The organism is Pirellulales bacterium, assembly GCA_036499395.1.
In the GTDB taxonomy this organism is placed as follows: domain Bacteria; phylum Planctomycetota; class Planctomycetia; order Pirellulales; family JACPPG01; genus JACPPG01.
Genome location: DASYDW010000064.1, coordinates 127848 through 145665, shown reverse-complemented (window position 1 = coordinate 145665; position 17818 = coordinate 127848). Strand labels below are relative to the sequence as shown.

13 protein-coding genes are annotated in these 17818 nt (G+C 60.5%); 7 read left to right on the top strand and 6 right to left on the bottom strand.

All coding sequences use genetic code 11. The features are described 5' to 3' along the window. Positions 1-47 precede the first annotated feature (47 nt). Together VGN12_11775 and VGN12_11770 are read left to right on the top strand one after the other, a co-directional pair. Positions 48-722 carry a CDP-alcohol phosphatidyltransferase family protein gene (locus VGN12_11775; GenBank protein ID HEY4310121.1) on the top strand — a complete coding sequence of 225 codons (675 nt, stop codon included), beginning with the start codon at positions 48-50 and terminating at the stop codon, positions 720-722. Continuing rightward, the gene (locus VGN12_11770) at positions 719-1723 is read left to right on the top strand and encodes a phosphatidate cytidylyltransferase (GenBank protein HEY4310120.1); all 1005 of its coding nucleotides are present in this window, start codon (positions 719-721) and stop codon (positions 1721-1723) included. Before VGN12_11775 ends, VGN12_11770 begins: the two co-directional genes overlap by 4 nt. Before the next feature lie 18 nt (positions 1724-1741). Here the strand turns inward: VGN12_11770 and mtnA are convergent, their stop codons facing one another. The 3 genes from mtnA to der all read right to left on the bottom strand — a co-directional run bounded on the left by mtnA (position 1742) and on the right by der (position 5424). After that, the gene (mtnA, locus tag VGN12_11765) at positions 1742-2821 is read right to left on the bottom strand and encodes an S-methyl-5-thioribose-1-phosphate isomerase (GenBank protein HEY4310119.1); all 1080 of its coding nucleotides are present in this window, start codon (positions 2819-2821) and stop codon (positions 1742-1744) included. Positions 2822-2836: 15 nt separating this feature from the next. Beyond that, positions 2837-3946 (bottom strand): alanine dehydrogenase, encoded by a 1110-nt coding sequence (ald, locus tag VGN12_11760; GenBank protein HEY4310118.1) that lies wholly within the window; start codon positions 3944-3946, stop codon positions 2837-2839. Between the two features lie 92 nt (positions 3947-4038). Continuing rightward, the gene (gene der / locus VGN12_11755; GenBank protein HEY4310117.1) at positions 4039-5424 is read right to left on the bottom strand and encodes a ribosome biogenesis GTPase Der; all 1386 of its coding nucleotides are present in this window, start codon (positions 5422-5424) and stop codon (positions 4039-4041) included. Between the two features lie 214 nt (positions 5425-5638). On the opposite strand from der, the gene VGN12_11750 reads away from it, so the two are divergent. Next, entirely contained in the window at positions 5639-6478 is an 840-nt protein-coding gene (locus tag VGN12_11750) for a uracil-DNA glycosylase (GenBank protein HEY4310116.1), read from the top strand. A 12-nt stretch (positions 6479-6490) separates the two neighbouring features. On the opposite strand, the gene VGN12_11745 is transcribed toward VGN12_11750, so the two are convergent. Together VGN12_11745 and VGN12_11740 are read right to left on the bottom strand one after the other, a co-directional pair. Beyond that, positions 6491-8032, bottom strand: coding sequence for a protein kinase (locus tag VGN12_11745; GenBank protein ID HEY4310115.1), 1542 nt, complete (start codon positions 8030-8032; stop codon positions 6491-6493). 265 nt (positions 8033-8297) lie between these two features. After that, a complete protein-coding gene (locus tag VGN12_11740) occupies positions 8298-8579 on the bottom strand; it encodes a transcriptional regulator (GenBank protein HEY4310114.1) in 282 nt (93 codons plus the stop codon). A gap of 293 nt (positions 8580-8872) precedes the next feature. Between VGN12_11740 and VGN12_11735 the strand changes: the two genes are divergently transcribed. Both VGN12_11735 and VGN12_11730 read left to right on the top strand, forming a co-directional pair. Then, on the top strand, positions 8873-11686 hold the full coding sequence (locus tag VGN12_11735; GenBank protein ID HEY4310113.1) for a hypothetical protein: 2814 nt from the start codon (positions 8873-8875) through the stop codon (positions 11684-11686). Between the two features lie 348 nt (positions 11687-12034). Further along, complete coding sequence (locus VGN12_11730; protein ID HEY4310112.1) at positions 12035-12595, top strand: hypothetical protein; 561 nt, start codon at positions 12035-12037, stop codon at positions 12593-12595. Positions 12596-12679: 84 nt separating this feature from the next. Here the strand turns inward: VGN12_11730 and VGN12_11725 are convergent, their stop codons facing one another. Continuing rightward, positions 12680-14788, bottom strand: a complete 2109-nt coding sequence (locus tag VGN12_11725; protein ID HEY4310111.1) for a porin — start codon at positions 14786-14788, stop codon at positions 12680-12682. A gap of 500 nt (positions 14789-15288) precedes the next feature. Here VGN12_11725 and VGN12_11720 point away from each other — a divergent pair, with 500 nt between their 5' ends. Together VGN12_11720 and VGN12_11715 are read left to right on the top strand one after the other, a co-directional pair. Further along, the gene (locus tag VGN12_11720; protein ID HEY4310110.1) at positions 15289-16689 is read left to right on the top strand and encodes a sulfatase; all 1401 of its coding nucleotides are present in this window, start codon (positions 15289-15291) and stop codon (positions 16687-16689) included. 488 nt (positions 16690-17177) lie between these two features. Beyond that, positions 17178-17690: a hypothetical protein gene (locus VGN12_11715; protein ID HEY4310109.1), complete on the top strand. Its 513-nt coding sequence runs from the start codon at positions 17178-17180 to the stop codon at positions 17688-17690. Positions 17691-17818 lie beyond the last annotated feature (128 nt).

Below are 17818 nucleotides of genomic sequence, written 5' to 3'. Positions count from 1 at the left end.
GGGCCAGTGGTTTTTGAAATCAATCTGAAAACGTCGGATTATTTTGAATGGGGCAAAATCGCGTCGGTGATCGGCGTCCCATCGCGGCACGCGAGCCGGCAGTCTCTCGGCGTACGGCGCGTTGGCTAGCCGCACGAGGCGTTTCCGCCAACACGATCTCTGTCGCAGGCATGGTGGCTGGTTTGTCGGCAGGATCCTGCTTTTCGCTGACGGCTGTCTGGCCCGAATTCGCGCGCATCTTTTGGTTGATGGGCGCCGCGTGCGTCCAACTACGGCTACTAGCCAACATGTTCGATGGCATGGTCGCCATCGAGACAAAGACGGCATCGCCGGTCGGCGAACTATTCAACGAAGTGCCGGATCGCATCTCTGACACGGCGACGCTCATTGGACTGGGCTATTCCGCCGGTGGCATTCCAGTTCTCGGTTACTGGGCGGCCATCGCCGCGATCTTCACAGCTTACGTTCGTGGCGTGGGGAAGGTAGCCGGCGCTCCCCAAGATTTCTCGGGTCCGATGGCAAAGCAGCAGCGAATGTTCGTCGCAACGGTCGTGGGTGTTTATCTGGGAGTTGCTCCCAACTCCTGGCAGATACACGGGATTGGTTCGCTTGACGGAGGTCTGTCAGCCTCCGCTCTGTTGTTAATCATTGTGGGAAGCATTGTGACCGCAGGACGTCGGCTGTTGCGCACAGCCTCGATCTTGCAGCGAGGCGATGTATGACAGATCAAACACAGCAGCGTCTGTTCGGCTATAGCCATGCCTTCGATCAGGCTATTACTCTGTGGATCGTGGCCGCCGTGGCTGCTTTGCTCGCCCTGGCGCCGCTGCTGATCTTGTTTGTAACCAGTGTAACGGGCGCTTCTGCGAAGCTGCATGACGAATTGTGGAAGCGTTATTTGTCCTGGCTGTTTCTCGTGCCGGTCATGGCGGTTCCAGTTCTTCTCGGCGCAATTTGGACGATCCTGGCCATCGCCGCGCTCAGTCTACTTTGCTATCGTGAGTTCGCCCGTGTGACCGGACTCAATCGCGAACGGACTGTGAATACCACGGTGTATCTTGGCATTCTTGCTATCCATTTTGCCGTTCTCGATCACTGGTACGGATTCTTCGTCGCGCTGATTCCACTTTCGATCGGGGCTATTGCGGCCGTAACGATTTTGGATGACCGACCCCACGGATACATTCGGCGCGTCGCACTAGGGTCGCTGGGTTATGCGCTGTTTGGAAGTGGCCTAGCGCACCTTGGTTACCTGGCAAACGGTCCCAACTATCGCCCGCTAATCCTGACATTGCTCGTGACTGTTGAGTTGAACGACGTATTCGCCTACATGACGGGCCGTGCGTTTGGACGTCGGAAGCTCGCTCCGAACACGAGTCCCAATAAAACCGTCGCGGGTGCCGTCGGCGCGCTGATTCTCACCACGGGACTCGCCGCCGGGCTTGGGCATTTCGTGTTTGCCGGAACGCCACTTTCGCAGCCCGCACAGCTGGTGCTCTTTGGCGCGATGATCAGCACTTTAGGACAGCTCGGCGATTTGCTGCTCTCGTCAGTCAAGCGCGACTTGGGAATCAAAGACATGGGAGACTCAATTCCCGGCCACGGCGGAATCCTCGACCGATTCGACAGTCTGATCCTGGTCGCCCCTGCCGTATTTCACTACGTGCACTACTTTGTCGGCGTGGGACTCGACGAACCGGCTCGCATTTTCACGTTGCGATGACGTTGATGGGCAATGCCCTCAAGCTTCAGCGACCATGGCTGTGATGTTCTCGCGCGTCACGGGATCGATCACGCCCCGCTCGCAGATAATGGCCCGAATCAGCCGTGCCGGTGTGACATCGAAGGCGGGGTTGTAAACCTTTACTCCCGCCGGCGTGGTCTGTCGGCCAAAGCCGTGGGTGATCTCACGCTCGTTGCGTTGTTCGATCGGAATTCCACTGCCGTCGGCCAGCGATAAGTCGAAAGTGTTCGTTGGCGCTGCCACGTAAAACGGAATGTTGTGTGCCGCCGCCAATATGGCCACACCATAGGTGCCGATCTTATTCGCTGTGTCGCCGTTGGCCGCGATCCGATCGGCACCGGTCACCACGGCCTGTACGCGTCCTTCTCGCATCACTTGCGCCGCCATCGAATCGCAAATTACCGTGACGTCGATGCCGCGCTCTTGCAGTTCCCACGCCGTAAGCCGCGCTCCTTGCAGCAACGGACGCGTTTCATCGGCGTAAATATGCAGTTTCTTGCCCGCCTCCTGCGCTGCGAAGAACAGTGCCAGCGCGGTACCGTAATCGCTCGTGGCCAGCGCCCCGGCATTGCAGTGCGTCAGTACGCCTTGGCCATCACTGAGTAGCGCTTGCCCGTAACGGCCGATGGCGCGGCACATGGCGCGATCTTCTTCGTGAATCGCTTGTGCTTCGGCGAGCAGGCGGGCGATGCGGGCCGAGGGCGCAGTATCTATGTTTTGCGGTTCGCTCACCACACGCCGCATGCGCTCGATAGCCCAAAATAGATTCACGGCCGTAGGCCGGCTTTCCGCCAAACGATCTGCCGCTCGATGCACATCGCTTAGGAAAGAAGAGGCATCAGCCGAACTGGCTTGTTGCGCTCCGATGACAACGCCGTATGCGGCCGCTACACCGATGGCCGGCGCTCCGCGCACGCGCAGCGAGCGAATGGCCTCGAACACGGTTTCCACGTCGCGGCAGGCGATTTCGAGCACCTCGACCGGCAACAATGTCTGATCGATCAGCTGCAGATGACCGTCGACCCCGCCTATCCAGCGGAACGTCGGCCGCGCGCCGTTAATTTTATCAAGAGGCATGCGACTCCGTTCTATTCAGCGGTCAAATCGCAAATCGTGCTCGAAGCCAAACGTTTCGGCCACGGCGCGATTTGTTACGACACCATCCGTGATGTTAACGGCGCGGGCAATCGGCGCGAATCGCCCTGCCGCTTCGACGATGCCATGCTTTGCAATGTGCAAAGCCCAGGGCAGCGTCACATTGCACAAGGCATACGTGCTGGTGCGGCCAACGGCGCCAGGCATATTCGTGACGCAATAGTGCAAGACACCGTCGACCAGGTACGTCGGTTCGCTATGCGTCGTGGGGCGACTTGTCGCCACGCACCCTCCTTGATCGATCGCGACGTCGATAATCACGCTGCCGGGCTGCATGAGCTTCAGGTCGCTGGCTTCGATCAGCATTGGCGCCCGCGCGCCAGGAATTAGAACCGCGCCGATCACCAGATCCGCGCGCGATAGCTGGTCGCGTATCGTGTGGCGGTCGCTGAACAAGCAATCGACGTTGGCCGGCATGATATCGTCGAGATACCGCAGCCGTTCCATGTTGACGTCCAAGAGGCCAATGTTGGCGCCGAAGCCGGCCGCAACTTTGGCCGCGTTCGCCCCGACCACGCCTCCGCCGAGAATCGTGATATTGGCCGGCGCCACGCCCGGCACCCCGCCGAGCAGGATGCCGCGCCCCATCTGCGGGCGTTCGAGATACTTTGCCCCCTCTTGAATGCTCATGCGGCCCGCGACTTCGCTCATCGGGGTCAGCAGCGGCAGGCGACCGGCGTCATCTCGCAGGGTCTCATAGGCCACTGCGGTGCAGCCGCTCGTGAGCACGGCCTCGGTCAGTTTGCGATCAGCCGCGAAATGAAAGTAGGTGAAGACGACTTGGCCGCGCCGCAAGAGCGGCCACTCGGCCGGCAAAGGTTCCTTCACCTTCATGACCATGTCGGCCGCCGCGAACAACGGCTCGGGCCGGTCGACCATCTTCGCGCCTTGCTCAATGTAGCGCTCGTCGGGAATACCCGAGCCGAGCCCGGCGCCCGATTCGACCAGCACCTCGTGCTTAGCACGAACCAACTCTTCGACGCCAACCGGCAATAGCGCGACGCGATATTCGTCTCGCTTGATCTCCTTCGGCACACCGACAATCAAGGCATGGTCCTTTGCTCAAGATGGGTGAATTTTCACTCGCACGTTGGATTTTTGCGCGCTGTCGTTGGCGGCCTTGAAAAGGCACGTCGCGATTATTCTTCCTGTGCCGGCGTCGTGTCCAACTCGTGGTCTGTTGTGTCGGTGCCGCCGAGGCCGCTTCCTTCCTCGCTGCGACGCAAATAGAGCTTGATCGGTACTTCGGAAAACGGGAGATGATCGCGGAAGACACCCAGCAGGTACCGGCGATAGGGCGTCTTGAACAAGCGTGGATCGTTGCAAAACAGCACGATCGTCGGTGGCTGTACACCGACCTGCGTGCCGTAGTAAATCTTCGGCCGGCGATTGGTGGCCAGCGGCGGCGGATTCGCCTCGACCGCGGCTCGTACCAGCTTGTTCAACTCGGCGGTGGAAACGCGCGCCTGCGACTGCTTGAACAGCATCTGGCCGTGATTCAACAGTGCTTTGACGTTTTTGCCGGTTTGGCCCGTGATGAACGCGATTGGCACGTGCCACATGGTCCGGAAAGTGTCGCGTAAATACGTCACCCACTTTTCCGTGGGCACGCCACCGACATACAGGTCCCACTTGTTGACGACGAACACGCACGGCTTGTATTGCTCGCTGATGTAGTCGCCGAGCTGTTTGTCCACCTTGCTGATCGGTTGCGCGGCATCAAAGAACAGCAACACGACATCGGCGCGACGAATGGCGCGCTGCGCCCGGTGGGTGCTGTAGAAATCGATATCGGTGGTGATGCTCTTGCGGCGACGCAGGCCAGGAGTGTCGATGGCCACGAACGCTTTACCATCCAGCTCGAAGCGCACGTCCACGCTGTCGCGCGTGGTGCCTGGCACCTCGCTGACGATCATCCGCTCGGCGTTGGCCAGGGTGTTTACGAAGGTGCTCTTGCCGGTATTGCGGCGTCCGACGATTGCGACCTTCATGGTCGCCTCTTCCGGCGGAGGCGAGAGCGAACTTTCCGGCGGCAGCCGCTCGACGATCAGGTCAAGCAATTCCTGCCGGCCTCGGTTCTCCTTAGCGCTGACGGCCACCGTTTTGCCGCGCCCCAGCCGATAGAAATCATCGGCCAGGTTTTCCATACTGGGGGCGTCGGTCTTATTCGCCACGCACAGAATCGGCACATCGACATACCGTAGCCGCTTGGAAACTTCCTGATCCGGCGGCACCACCCCCGCGCGTGAATCGACGACAAATAACACGACGCTGGCCGATTCGAGCGCGATTTCGATTTGGTGCTCGATATCGGCCGTTAGGTTATCGGCGTCCTCGACCCCCATGCCACCGGTGTCAACCAACTCGAAGTACCTGTCCTCGACGCACATCAGGTAGGTCATGCGGTCGCGGGTAACGCCGGCGCTCCCCTCGACAATTGCTAACCGCTTGCCGACGAGCCAATTGAATAGGCTCGACTTGCCCACGTTCGGGCGGCCGACGATGACGACTTGCGGAATTCCCATGACCGAAACTGCGTGCGACTTTGGAATGCGAATGCGTGCCGCCGATGGGTGGCCCGTTTGGCCCGCGGCGTGCGGAGCACCTATGATACCTTTGGCGGCGGCTTGGACGAATGGGCAATACGCTCACCTGGGCTGTTTTATTTTACGCCGCGGGGGCTGGGCGTTTATACTCGGCAGCCCTGCGTTCTCTTTGGCTCGTTCGATGGAGGCACGGATGTCGCGAACTCCCCCTGGTCGCCCGCGCGATCCCGCGCGGGCGGTGCTGCAATCGCTCGAATCGCTGTCGCGAGCCGGCGTCACGCACTTGCCTAAGGCTCGGCGTAAGTCAGCGCGGCGCGCCGCGGAAGCTCCTCCGCCGATCGCCAAGGCTGTCGAGGAAACGAAGGCGCCGCGTCAACCGGCCAGCAAGGCGACCGCACCCGCGGCGCAAGTTTCGACGCGCTCCGCGCCTGCCCAGCCCGTGGGAAATTCACGCGACAAGCGCGTGGCAGCGCTGGATGTCATTCGTCACGAGGTTGCCGCATGCCGGTTGTGCTCCGAATTGGCCACGACGCGCCAACAGACGGTCTTCGGCGTGGGCAATCCAAAGCCGCGATTGGTGTTCATGGGCGAAGCACCCGGCGCCGATGAAGACCGCCAAGGCGAGCCTTTCGTCGGCCGTGCCGGACAACTGTTAACCAAGATCATCGAGGCCTGCACGCTGCGTCGTGAGGATGTGTACATCCTCAATACACTCAAGTGCCGTCCCCCAGGCAACCGCAACCCGCTGCCAGAAGAGGCGACCAATTGCCGCGGCTTTCTCGATCGGCAATTAGAGGTGCTGCGGCCGGAATTCATTTGCTGCCTGGGCGCCGTGGCGGCGCAGAGCTTACTGGGCACGCCGGAGACGATCGGCCGATTGCGCGGCCGGTTCCACGATTACAACGGTATTCGCGTACTCTGCACGTATCATCCGGCCTATCTGCTACGTAATCCGCCGGCCAAGAAAGATTGCTGGCAGGATATGCAGATTCTCTTGGCGGCAATGGATATCAAGTTGCCCGGCCAAGGCTGAACTCGCGTGCGCTTAAGTTTCGGCGGTTGCCACCGGCGGCACCAGGCGAAACAGCACGTCGCGAAACTCGCGCAGCTTAATCGGCAGTGAAACGATCACACGATGCTCGCACAAGTGAGGCTGGATTTGCTCGCGCCACGCCTTGCGCCGGTCATCCAGGAGAACGACGACCGGAACTTTGCAGGTTTGTTCGCCGGCGGCTAATTCGATCAGCGCGTCGACGGCCGCGTTGCCCAACTCTCCCGTGCTCAGCACGACACCATCGATCACGTTGTTCGTGTCGTCGACGCGCGCCACGGCGCGTTTCGCGTCGCTGATCACCAGCACGCGATAGCCGTAACGCTTGAGCGCGTCACGGAACAAATCCTGCAGCTGTGAGTTGGATTCGACAACCAATAGCGCTCGCCGCTGGCTGTCGGGAAGATAGCGGGCCGATTCTCGCTGCCGCTTTTGCAACTCTTCCGGGGAAAGTTGCTGCAAATCAATCTGCGCCGTGTCCTCGCTACCGACGAGGGCTTCGGTTTCACCGGCCGCCAAACGATCCGCGGCTTGCCGTAGATCGGCGAACATCATGCCAGGCGTCTGGTAGCGCTTGTCAGGATCCAGATTCATTGCCTTGTTGACCACAGCAGCCACGACGCGCGGTATGCCGGGACAAGCCTGATGGATCGGCACCACGCTGGTGAAGCGAGATTTGGATAGCCTTTGAATGCGGTCGCGCGTCTCGGTCAAAGCCGGCAGACCGGACAGCATGTGGTAATAGATGCAGCCAATGAAGTAGATATCACTACGTGCGTCGTCTTTGCGGACACCGGTGGCGCGCTCTAGACCCGCATAGTCGATGGTACGCGCGTTCAGCGTTTCGCCGGTGATCGATTCATCGGCCAACTTTTCATCAGCGCCGGCCAGTCCAAAGTCCACCAGCTTCCCTTGTCCGCGACTCGAAAGGAGCACGTTGGTGAGTTTCAAATCGCGATGCGAAATGCCGCGTTGAAACGCGTAGTCCAGCCCCGCCGCGACGTCGGCGGCCACTTTTGTTGCTTCGACGGCCGAGAACTTCTTGCGCACCTTCATGAAGTCGCGCAAATTGCCACCTTCGACGAACTCCATCACGAGGTAATGGGAATTTCCCTTCGAGACGGCTTCGTAGATCGGCACAATATTCGGATGCCGCAGCGAAACACCCATCAAACCTTCGCGATAGAACTGGTCGGTCTGCGCCTGATCCTCGCTGTAACGTCGGCGCAGCACCTTCAGCGCCACGACCTTGCCGGTCTCCTTGTGAACTGCGCGATAGACGCGGGCAAAGCTACCGCCGGCGACAATGTATTGAACTTTGTAATCGCCGTAGAAGTAACCCCCTTTTTCGCCGCGCAGGAGGCGTTCCAGTTGAAAGTTCGTCATCAGCTCGCGACGTAGCAACAGCTGAACGAACTCATCGATCGAGACGTTGCGACGACCGAATTCGCCCCAAATCTCCTGTAACTCTCGATCGGACAATAGGTTCAGGTCGAACGCGCGCTGAGCGATCGATTCAGCGGTCTGTTCGGCCATGGCCTCGGTCACTCCCTCGTTCCCTGGGCGCGCGCCGGCACCCTCGACGACCCACCGTGATAGAGACAAAAGGTGGGCTGGTTCCTCTGCCCTCAATCGTACGCTGACCTGCAAATGCTCGCAACGAGCGCCAAGGGAACTTCGGCGTCGGCGCAAAAAAAACGAAGCACTCGGGCTCGTGGGAGGAGAGACCCGAGTGCTTCAAACGCGGAATGAGGCGAGGCTGGATTTGTTACGCGGGAGGTGGCTGGCGGTGTTTTCGAGATCAGGACTGTTCCAGACGGTGCCGATAGTCGTCGCGCTCGCGGCGCGTGGCCTCGAGATCGAAGACCAGGTATTTCATGTCCAAGCGAAGTTGCCCCAACGCGTCCTGGACCATGCCTAGGATCCGGCGGCGACGCTGCGTGCTCTCCATCACCCGGGAGAGGGCCGGAGCCAACTGTTCGCGCAGCTCGACGGGCAGCGCCTCGATCTGCGAACGCAGATTGCTGAGATCCTGGGGAACTTCGGACGTTTCGGCGGCCAGGGCGTGCGGGACATGACTCATGATGCCGATCCTAGTTAGAGGCGTGCTGAATTGCGTAGGAGACGTAAAGCAGGGCGCGTGCCACGATCAGTCACCGTCCCTTGAAATTCGTTTAACTTGTTTCGCAGTCACGACTTTCGAACTGGGACACTGGTGAGATGGAAAACGCCACGTTGTCAAAACACCACCCCAAGTGATCTGGAGAGAGTTCGCAAACCCTGTTAGAAGAAGGGCTTAAGGAGAATCCAGGATTCTCTCGCCGTGTCGCTTTTTCGCCATACGGCGCGGGAACCCATTCCGCAGGTTGTGGGCCGATGGATCGTCCCCGGGGCCAGTCGCATCGCTGGCTCGCTATGTCGATCGTCTTTGCGACGTTGCTTTTCGCACCGGCGGTCACGCTGCGCGCGCAGGTCCTCGTTCGACAAGATTTCGACGGGCCCGAGCCCACGTGGCGCGAAGGACGCGGCAGCCCGGGCTACCGCATCACGAATCACGAGCGCACTTCTGAAGGGGCACATGGCGGGTCGGGCTGCGAGTTTTTTCGCATCGTTTCTGGCGCCAGCGGCACCTTTGTCCATCTGGTGCATGACCTGGCCCCCGCCCGCGTGATCAGTGAGTTAAAGCCGAGCCTGTGGGTTCGTTCGGACCGCCCTGGAATCCAGTTGCGGGCCCGTGTCGTCTTTCCACGCAGCATCAACCCCAGCACGAATCAGCCTGATTCGGTGCTCATTGCCGGAACCAGCTATACGCGCGCCGCAAGCTGGGAGATGTTACGAATCGACGACGTGCCCAACCTGGTCGCGGCACAAGCACGTGTCCTGCGGGCCGAAATGAAGCGCGACGTCGACACGCGCGAGGCCTTCGTCGATCGGCTCGTGCTCAATCTCTACACAGGATCGGGCCAGACGCTGCTATGGATCGATGACCTGGAAGTGGCGGGTTTCGTCGGCGAAACACCACAGCCCGTAGCCGTGGCCCCGGCGGCGGCTCCCACGTCGAAGCCGATTTCTCTGCAGACGCCGCCCCCTCAGCAGGAACTCGTTCCTCCTGGGACGCCCGTTGCACGTCGCGAAGGGGCGAAGCTGAACGGCTCGGTACTAACGTTGCGTGGACGCCCGTTCTTTCCACGCGTGATTGAGCATCAGGGAGAGCCACTGACGTTCCTCAAGGAACGCGGCTTCAACGCCGTCCGGTTACGTACACTTCCCCCCAGCGACCTGTTGGCTGACGCCGCCCGCATCGGTATGTGGATAGTCTGCCCCCCTCCGATGCCCGCCGGACTGGATGTGCCGTCCACAACTGCTTCACCGCTCCCCGAGATTGGCCCGGAATTCGACTCGGTCTTGGCCTGGGATCTGGGCGAGGGGCTCACCGGTCGGGAGTTGGATGCAGTAAAGCGTTGGGCCGAGCAGGTGCGCCGTGCGGACAAGCTTGGGCGACCGATCATTTGTGGTGCGAGTGCCGAGCTTCGTGCCTATAGCGCTCCCGGTCGCGCCGACGTGCTCGTGCTGGATCGCTTTACTCCTTCGACAAGTTTTGAACTGAGTGATTATCGGCGCTGGCTGCGCGAGCGGCCTCGCTTTGCCCGTCACGGCACGCCGGTCTGGAGCACGGTCCCTACTGAGCCGGCGCCCAGTCTGGTGGGGCAGATCAATGCCCTGTCGAGCGGCCGCCCGGCGAGCATTCTGGCCGGAACCGAACAGACACGTCTGGTGGCTTACACGGCCCTAGGCTCCGGCGCGCGAGCCCTGCTGTTTGCCTCGCACGCACCGCTGACCGGCCAGGACGCCGACACGCGGTGGCGCGCCAAGCAGCTCGAGCTGCTGAATTACGAGTTGGAACTGATCGAACCTTGGATTGCCGGTGGCACGCTCACCACCTCGGTCACTAGCACCGACAACGAAATCCAAGCCGCGGTGTTGCAAGCCAGCGGCGCGTACATGGTTCTGCCGGTGTGGACCGGTCGGGGCGCGCAATATGTTCCGGGGCATACGACGGCCACCGCAGAGATCTCGTTTGTCGTGCCCGGCGTTCCCGAAACGATGAGCGCCTTTGAAGTCTGGCCCGGCGGCATGCGAAAGTTGCGCGCCCATCGAGTTACCGGGGGCATGGCTGTCGCCATTGACGATTTCGGCATTACGTCCATGATCTTATTGGCTCAGGACATGCTTGGCGAAACGACGCGGCGCACCGCGGCAGCCGGCGATCGGGCGACGCGCCTGCTGGTCGAGATGACGCGCACCAAGCTGCAAATCGATAGCGAGGTCCGCCCACGACTGACGAATCAGATCAAACCGAAGTTATTGTCGCGCGGCGATGTTCTGCTGAAAACGGCCGATACCGAACTGCAGGCTGCCGAAGGCGCGCTCGGGGCGAACAATCTCACCGACGCCTTTCGTCACGCCCAGTTTTCCTTGCGCAATCTGCGGGCCATGGAGCGCGACTACTGGACCACGGCCGTGACGAAGCTTGCCACGCCCGTCAGCAGCCCTTATGCCGTGATGTTTTCCACATTGCCGCAACATTTCAGCTTGATAACGAACGTCGAAAGTGCCAAGCGGATGGCCAATCAATTGCCGGAAGGGAACTTCGAGGACCTGGGGCGGGCCATCAATGCTGGTTGGAAGCACTATCAACATCCTCCGGAAGGAGTCCGCGAAGAGGCCGAACTGTCGCAGGTCAAATACTTCGAAGGAAAGCATTGCCTGCGATTGGCTGCCACGGCCCTCGATCCCGATGCTCCGCCGGATCAGATTGAAACGCCTCCCGGTTGGATTACGAGCCCACCGATCAACGTCGAGGCAGGCACCTTGTTGCGTTTGCACGGCCGGGTGCTTGTGCCGACGGCCATCAAGGGAAGCCCTGACGGATTGCTGATTCTCGATTCGCTGGGAGGCGAAGCCTTGGCCGAGCGCGTGACGCTTGCCGCTGACTGGAAAGAGTTCACGGCGTATCGAATCGCGGACTCGGCAAAGACGTTTACGTTGACCTTCGCGCTAACGGGACTGGGCGAAGTATGGATCGACGACGTAACGATCGAACCCGTCGCGCCCCGCGGCACGCCGGCAGGTGGCTTCGGCGCCCCGGCGAGCCCTACGGCCGGAATGCGGTTCCCCTTTTTGCGCTAGCAGGTTGCTAGCACATCGGTCCGTGGTCTGGGCGGCCGACGTTCGAAAGCCATTCAGTCTCGCTGCCTTTCTCGCTGCGGTCTCACCCGGTGCATGACCGCGACGGCAAACTCTTCCGCACGCGCACAGCTTCGCAGTATCGCCTGACTCAAACGCGGCAGATACGTGTAAGAGGCTCATGCGCATGAGGGTTTGCAGTAGGCCCCGTAGCGGCGCTGTCGATATCTAAAACAAGAGCGGCCCTTAGGCGCGTCGCGCGAGGTCGCCGTCGGGCCCTCCGATCGGAGCGATCAGCGGGCGGATCTTATGACTCGTTCCGCCGAGCCACTTGTGGAAAGGGGTGATGCCATGACTCGTTCCATGACGTTTGGTATCGCCGCGATGCTGATTGCCGGGACTCCGGCCTTGCACGCCGGCGCGCCTTGTTGTGGCGGATGCGGCTGCCAACCCTGCACACGCAAAGTTTGCCGGCTGGTCTGCGAAATGAAGGAAGAGACCAAGCGCGTCTATGAGTGCAAGTGTGAAGACTTTTGCATCCCCGGCCCCAGCACTTGCTGCAAAACCCCTTGCAACTGCCCAGGCAAGTGTTGCAAGGACCATACTGTCTGGAAGCCGACGTGCGGCTGCGTTAAGCAACGCACGGTACTCGTGATCAAGAAGGAGTCGAAGAAGGTGCCAAGTTATAAGTGCGTCGTAGAAGAAGTTTGCACCCGTTGCGGGCACTGCGCCAGGTCGCGCGATTATCCTGGAGCCGATGACGCGGCAACGGCCCTGGCGATGGTCAAGGACGTCGACGTTGATCAGGTGATCGGCGCCGAGGCGACTCCTCCGGCGAACCACGTCAGCGCACCGGAAGCAACGGCCACTACTGCATGCCACACGGCGTTCGATCGGATGTTCAGCAAGTAATCACGGGGCCGGTAACTGACAGAACGACCAAAGCCAGTTATTTGCCGCGGGGACGGGCTTCTTTGTTTTCCAGTTAACCGCTCGCTAGAACTCGGTTTGAAATCGCAAGGCGAAGATGTCGGTCGAGTAGAAACCGGTGTTATTGCTCTGCACCATCGAGTGGATGTAGTTGAACTGCACGCGCATGTACTGGTTCCACCACCAGTTCAGTGCGAGCGTCGGTTCGTTCAGCACACCCGGATTAATGATTGGGGGAGGTGCGACGACCGGCGTGGGGGGCGCGACTGATTGTGCTGGCAAGTAATTCGCGGCGTGAACCTGCGTTGAGCTTAGGTCGAGCCACGACCAGCGGGCCGCCAATTCCCAGGCGCCCCAACCGCAAATCGGCTTCTTGCGGCCGATGCCGAAGAACTCGGTATGGGGCGTGACGTTGTAGTCCAGCGCACCTAGCAGCTTATTGTAGCCGGTGTTTTCGCCGGTCAGGAAGTAGCCCCCCTGCACGTACCCGCCATCAAGGAACACGGTGCCGCCCCCCAACTGTTGGACGAAGGTCGCCATGTATTCCGCCTGGTAATGGGCCGGTCCCCAACTGCCGGCCAATTCGGCGTGGAGCATCTGGTAATTGGTAGCCAGGAAGCGGCCCGTGTCGACCACGTTCGGCGTACCGGCAGCCGTCAAGAAGACGCCGGCCTGATCACCGACGAAGAACTCGGGAATGCTCCGGGCTTCGTACGCCTTGGCATTGGGACCGGTAGTTCCTTCGCCACCGAGTTCGCCGAATAGGTAACCGCCACCGATGTGCATCAGGTAGCGGTCTTTGGCATTGGGATTGGGATCATAATACAGCAGGTGTGAAGCACGCGCGGCGAAACTGATGCCGCCGCTATCGCCTAATTGGGTGCCGAAGCGATTGTCGTTGCCTTCCGTGCTGTACTGCGTGGAGGCGCCGTTCCAAAAAGTCCAGCCGGTGCCGAATAGGCTGTAGGCCCACATCGTGCGTTCGTCTTCGCTGGTGTCCGCACCCATGATTCCAACGCGGCGGAAAGGATCCATCGCGATGAAGGGCGCCGATCGTTCGAGGAATTCCAGGTGCTTGACGTTGGTCCAGGAATCCATCGTCACCGGTTGCCGATACTGGCCGATACGAACGCGGCCGAGGAGCGGCAGGTTGGATTGCTCGCCCCACACATCCATGAAGCTGGGACGGCCGGGAAAGGCGAAGTCCATTTCGATGCTGAAAGTGGTGAACTCGGTGAGTTGACCGAGCCCCTGCAGACGAGTGCGGCGGAACCCGGAGCCGTTTTGAATGTTGCCCAGCACATCCTTGCTGTTCACGTCCTGACTGAACAAGCCCGTGTCGTACTGGAAGAAACCACTGAGCCGGACGATCGGTAGCGGCCTTTCCACCGCTGCTGCCTTCCGGCCTGCTTCTTCCAATTCCGAAACGCGCTTCTCGTTGGGCGCCATTTGCTGCTGCATGGCGTTGAGCTCGGCCTCGGCAGCCTCGAGTCGGCGCAGGATGTCGCCGTAGGGCAAAGCCCCGGCCGGCGCCGGCGGCTCGTTCGAATTCTGAGCGCTGTTGAACGAGGCCAAGTAGCTTCCGGGCGGACCACCAGTCGCTGGCGGTGTTGCGCCGGCCGACATCATTGCACCACTTGGCGCGCTTGCGCCCGTGGGTGGACCAAAGCCGGCGACCGGCTGCATAATCGGTTGTAAACCGCCCTGCGGCGCACTGGACAGCAAGCGGGCCGAGGCGCCGTTTTGCGCTGCAGGATCAAGCGCCGGTGGCAGCGGTTGGAAAGCGACCGCCGGCGCCGCGTAGGGCTGCTGCACGGCCACTGCCGGGGTCATCACCGTTTGCGGCAAATTTGGCTGCGGATAGCCGGCCGACGGCGGCTGAGGTGCAGGCACCGTCGCGGTCGGCGGATAGGCAACTTGCGGCTGAAACGCCACTGGCTGCTGGAAGGGAACCGGCGGTTGAATCGCGGCTTGCTGGGTCGGCGTGAAATCAGCCGCCGAGGTTGCACCAACGGTGAGTAGAATCAGGGCGCAAGACAGAACGCTGGCGAATAATCGCACCGTAAGTTGCGAGACTTCGTCGCGCGCGGGAGCGCGCGCAGCGTCTCGAATTGAGCTGGACAACAAAAAGATCGCCGGACGTGCATGCTGATAGCAATCTGCGCGCCGACGCATAGCAGCTCCTCTCGGCTGCCCAAAAGCGCAGTGGCAAGCGGTCACTCGCCAGAGCGCAGCAGGGCGCGAGGCTCGCAAAGACGTTAAATGGCGATTTTTCGCCGGAAAGGTAGAAAGGTGCGGGATGGTAGCGAGCCATATCGCGAAACGCAAGGGCTTTTCGGATGACTCGCGCGCGTTACCGTACATGATTCACCGCGCGCAAAGGCAGGCATAGACTGATCTTGCGAAGCCACAGTCGGAAGTCGTTGCGCGTGGTCGTCAGGCTAAGCCGGCGCGCTGATTGCTTGTCCCGATCCGGATGCCGCGACGCTACTCTGCGGCGGGCCCGGTGTTATCACTAGTGACGAAAATCCTTTTGGCTATTGGGGAGGCTCGTTGGTCGCCTTTTGAATGCTGGCTTGAGAGGTCAAACGATGCCCAAATGCAGCCCTGCGATTACTAACATGCATGACATGCCAGCTACCCTTCCGAAAGCACTCCGATTGATGATCACCACGATGAACCACTCTCCGCGACGTTTGGAATATCCCCTGGTTTTGGCAGTCATCGCCGGTTTTGCAATGGCGCGCCAAGCCGTGGCCGACGAAACGTCGCAGCCGGCGTCGCGTCGTCCGAACATCGTCATTCTTTTGGCGGACGACCTGGGCTATGCCGATCTCGGCTTCCAGGGAGGTCGGGACATCCCGACGCCGCATCTCGATGCACTTGCCGCTAGCGGTACCCGCTGCACAAATGGTTACGTGTCGGGCCCGTATTGCAGTCCGACCAGGGCCGGCTTGCTGACCGGGCGCTATCAAGAGCGTTTTGGCCACGAGTTCAACCCAGGCGGAGAGGCACGATCGGCCGATAACGTGGGATTGCCTGTGACCGAAACGACGATCGCCGACCGTTTGAAGAGTGCCGGATACGTGACCGGCTTGGTCGGCAAGTGGCACCTCGGTTCGGCGCCAAAGTTTCATCCGCAGCGACGCGGCTTCGACGAGTTCTTCGGGTTCCTGGGCGGGGCTCATGCGTACTTTCCGGAGCGCAACGCGGCGCCCATCTATCGTGGAAAAGAGGTTGTGGAAGAAAAGGAATACCTGACCGATGCATTCGCGCGCGAGGCCGTGGCGTTTATCGATCGGCATCAGAAGCAGCCATTTTTCCTCTACCTGGCATTCAACGCCGTACACACGCCGATGCACGCCACCGACGCGCGGCTGGCAAAGTTTCAATCGATCGGCGATGAGCGGCGCCGCACCTATGCCGCAATGACGTCAGCCATGGATGACGCTGTGGGTCGGGTCCTCGATAAATTGCGTGAGACTGGACTGACGAATGACACGTTGATTTTCTTTTTCAGCGACAATGGTGGTCCTACCATGCGCACTACGACGATCAACGGTTCGCGTAATACGCCACTGCGCGGATCGAAGCGGACGACGCTCGAAGGGGGGGTGCGCGTTCCCTTTGTCATTAGTTGGCCTGAGAAAGTGCCGGCCGCGAAGGTCTATGATCGGACGCTGATCCAGCTTGACGTGTTGCCCACAGCGCTGGCCGCGGCCGGCGTCGAAGTAAAACCCGATTGGAAGCTGGACGGCGTCAACCTGTTGCCCTATTTGCGAGGAACGTCAGCCGATGCTCCGCATGAGACTCTTTATTGGCGCTTCGGCGAGCAGATGGCGCTGCGCCGCGGAGACTGGAAACTGGTGCGCTATGACGCCCTGGCGGATGACGGACCAGCGCGCGCCGTTTCGCCCGTGCGGCTTTATAACTTGGCCGACGATATTGGCGAGTCGCACGATGTGGCCGCGATGCATGCGGACCTTGTCAAAGAATTGACCTCCACGTGGTCCGCCTGGAATGCCCAATTAGCGCCGCCACTGTGGGGGCAAGCCGTACGGCCAGGCGCTGACTGAACGTCACACAGGAGCACACTTTGTCAGATCAGGCTCCCGCGTATTTTCTGTCTCCTGACTTGCGGCAACCGAACAAAAAATGGGCTTTCCTGCCGGTTGTGACGCTTGCAGCGGACATGTGTCCTCATGTCGCAGTCGCTTGCAGCGGCTCAAATCTCGTAGTAAGCATAAGGTATTCCCCGGTGGCGATTGTCGTAGTCGCTGTTCGTGGGACGAAAAACCTGAGCTAGGTTTTCTTACGAACCGGCCGTGGTTTATGCAACGTGGTGCGATGTTTTGGCGGACATTGCAACTGTGCCGGGTGGGGGTATTCTCAAAAGCATTGCCGCCAATTTCTTGATGCATTCTTGCGTCGGTCGCTCATGACGGCCGTTCCGACGCCAGGAGTTTTGCGAGCACGCACGCCCAGGCGGGCTCCGTGAGTTTATCGCGCGACGGCAGTCGTCGGGCGAGTTAATCAGACCTTCTAGTTACTGAGGACAAGTCTTATGCACAAGCGATTTGTTTTGACCACTTGCGCCCTCGTTCTTCTGGCCGCGGCGCCCGCCTTGGCCCAGAATTCGGTCCGCACCGCCGGCGAAAAGATCACCGGCGCCGCGTATCGCGAGCAGTCGTCGCAAGCCTATTGGAGCGGCGCGTACAATCACGCTGATACGCTGAATAACTACGCCCGCACTTACTCGTACATCCCGGCCGAGACGGCCGAGGAGCATACGGCCGAGGTGCATCGCAACGTTACCGCGGCGAAGAAGGAAGTCTCGAAGCTCGGCCCGAAGGCCAAGACCGATAAGAAGCTGCAAGGTCACGTCGATACGCTGCACAAGCATTACGACTCGGCCCTGGCCCACTCGAAGACTTTGAGCGAAGAGAGCAAGAAGGGGGACAAGGCCGACCCCAAGAAGCTGCACGAGTCGGCGACCGGCATGACCGATTCATTGAAGGCGGCGGATGCCGAGCATAAGAAGCTTAATGATCACCTCAAGACGACCGACTCGAAGTAAGAGTTCGACCGCCGTTCGAGGTGAGCCTGAGATTCACTAGAACCCGGCCGCCGGATGCTTTTCCGACGGCCGGGTTTTTTTGCGCGACTAGGTTCCTGGTGTTTTCGGTTTCGACTTAACGTCGACAT

Excerpts from the sequence above, each read along its gene's own strand:
- VGN12_11775 (HEY4310121.1), top strand. The coding sequence starts at position 48 with ATGGGGCAAAATCGCGTCGGTGATCGGCGTCCCATCGCGGCACGCGAG.
- VGN12_11770 (HEY4310120.1), top strand. The coding sequence starts at position 719 with ATGACAGATCAAACACAGCAGCGTCTGTTCGGCTATAGCCATGCCTTC.
- mtnA (HEY4310119.1), bottom strand. The coding sequence starts at position 2,821 with ATGCCTCTTGATAAAATTAACGGCGCGCGGCCGACGTTCCGCTGGATA.
- der (HEY4310117.1), bottom strand. The coding sequence starts at position 5,424 with ATGGGAATTCCGCAAGTCGTCATCGTCGGCCGCCCGAACGTGGGCAAG.
- VGN12_11750 (HEY4310116.1), top strand. The coding sequence starts at position 5,639 with ATGTCGCGAACTCCCCCTGGTCGCCCGCGCGATCCCGCGCGGGCGGTG.
- VGN12_11745 (HEY4310115.1), bottom strand. The coding sequence starts at position 8,032 with ATGGCCGAACAGACCGCTGAATCGATCGCTCAGCGCGCGTTCGACCTG.
- VGN12_11740 (HEY4310114.1), bottom strand. The coding sequence starts at position 8,579 with ATGAGTCATGTCCCGCACGCCCTGGCCGCCGAAACGTCCGAAGTTCCC.
- VGN12_11735 (HEY4310113.1), top strand. The coding sequence starts at position 8,873 with ATGGATCGTCCCCGGGGCCAGTCGCATCGCTGGCTCGCTATGTCGATC.
- VGN12_11730 (HEY4310112.1), top strand. The coding sequence starts at position 12,035 with ATGACTCGTTCCATGACGTTTGGTATCGCCGCGATGCTGATTGCCGGG.
- VGN12_11725 (HEY4310111.1), bottom strand. The coding sequence starts at position 14,788 with ATGCGTCGGCGCGCAGATTGCTATCAGCATGCACGTCCGGCGATCTTT.
- VGN12_11720 (HEY4310110.1), top strand. The coding sequence starts at position 15,289 with ATGAACCACTCTCCGCGACGTTTGGAATATCCCCTGGTTTTGGCAGTC.
- VGN12_11715 (HEY4310109.1), top strand. The coding sequence starts at position 17,178 with ATGCACAAGCGATTTGTTTTGACCACTTGCGCCCTCGTTCTTCTGGCC.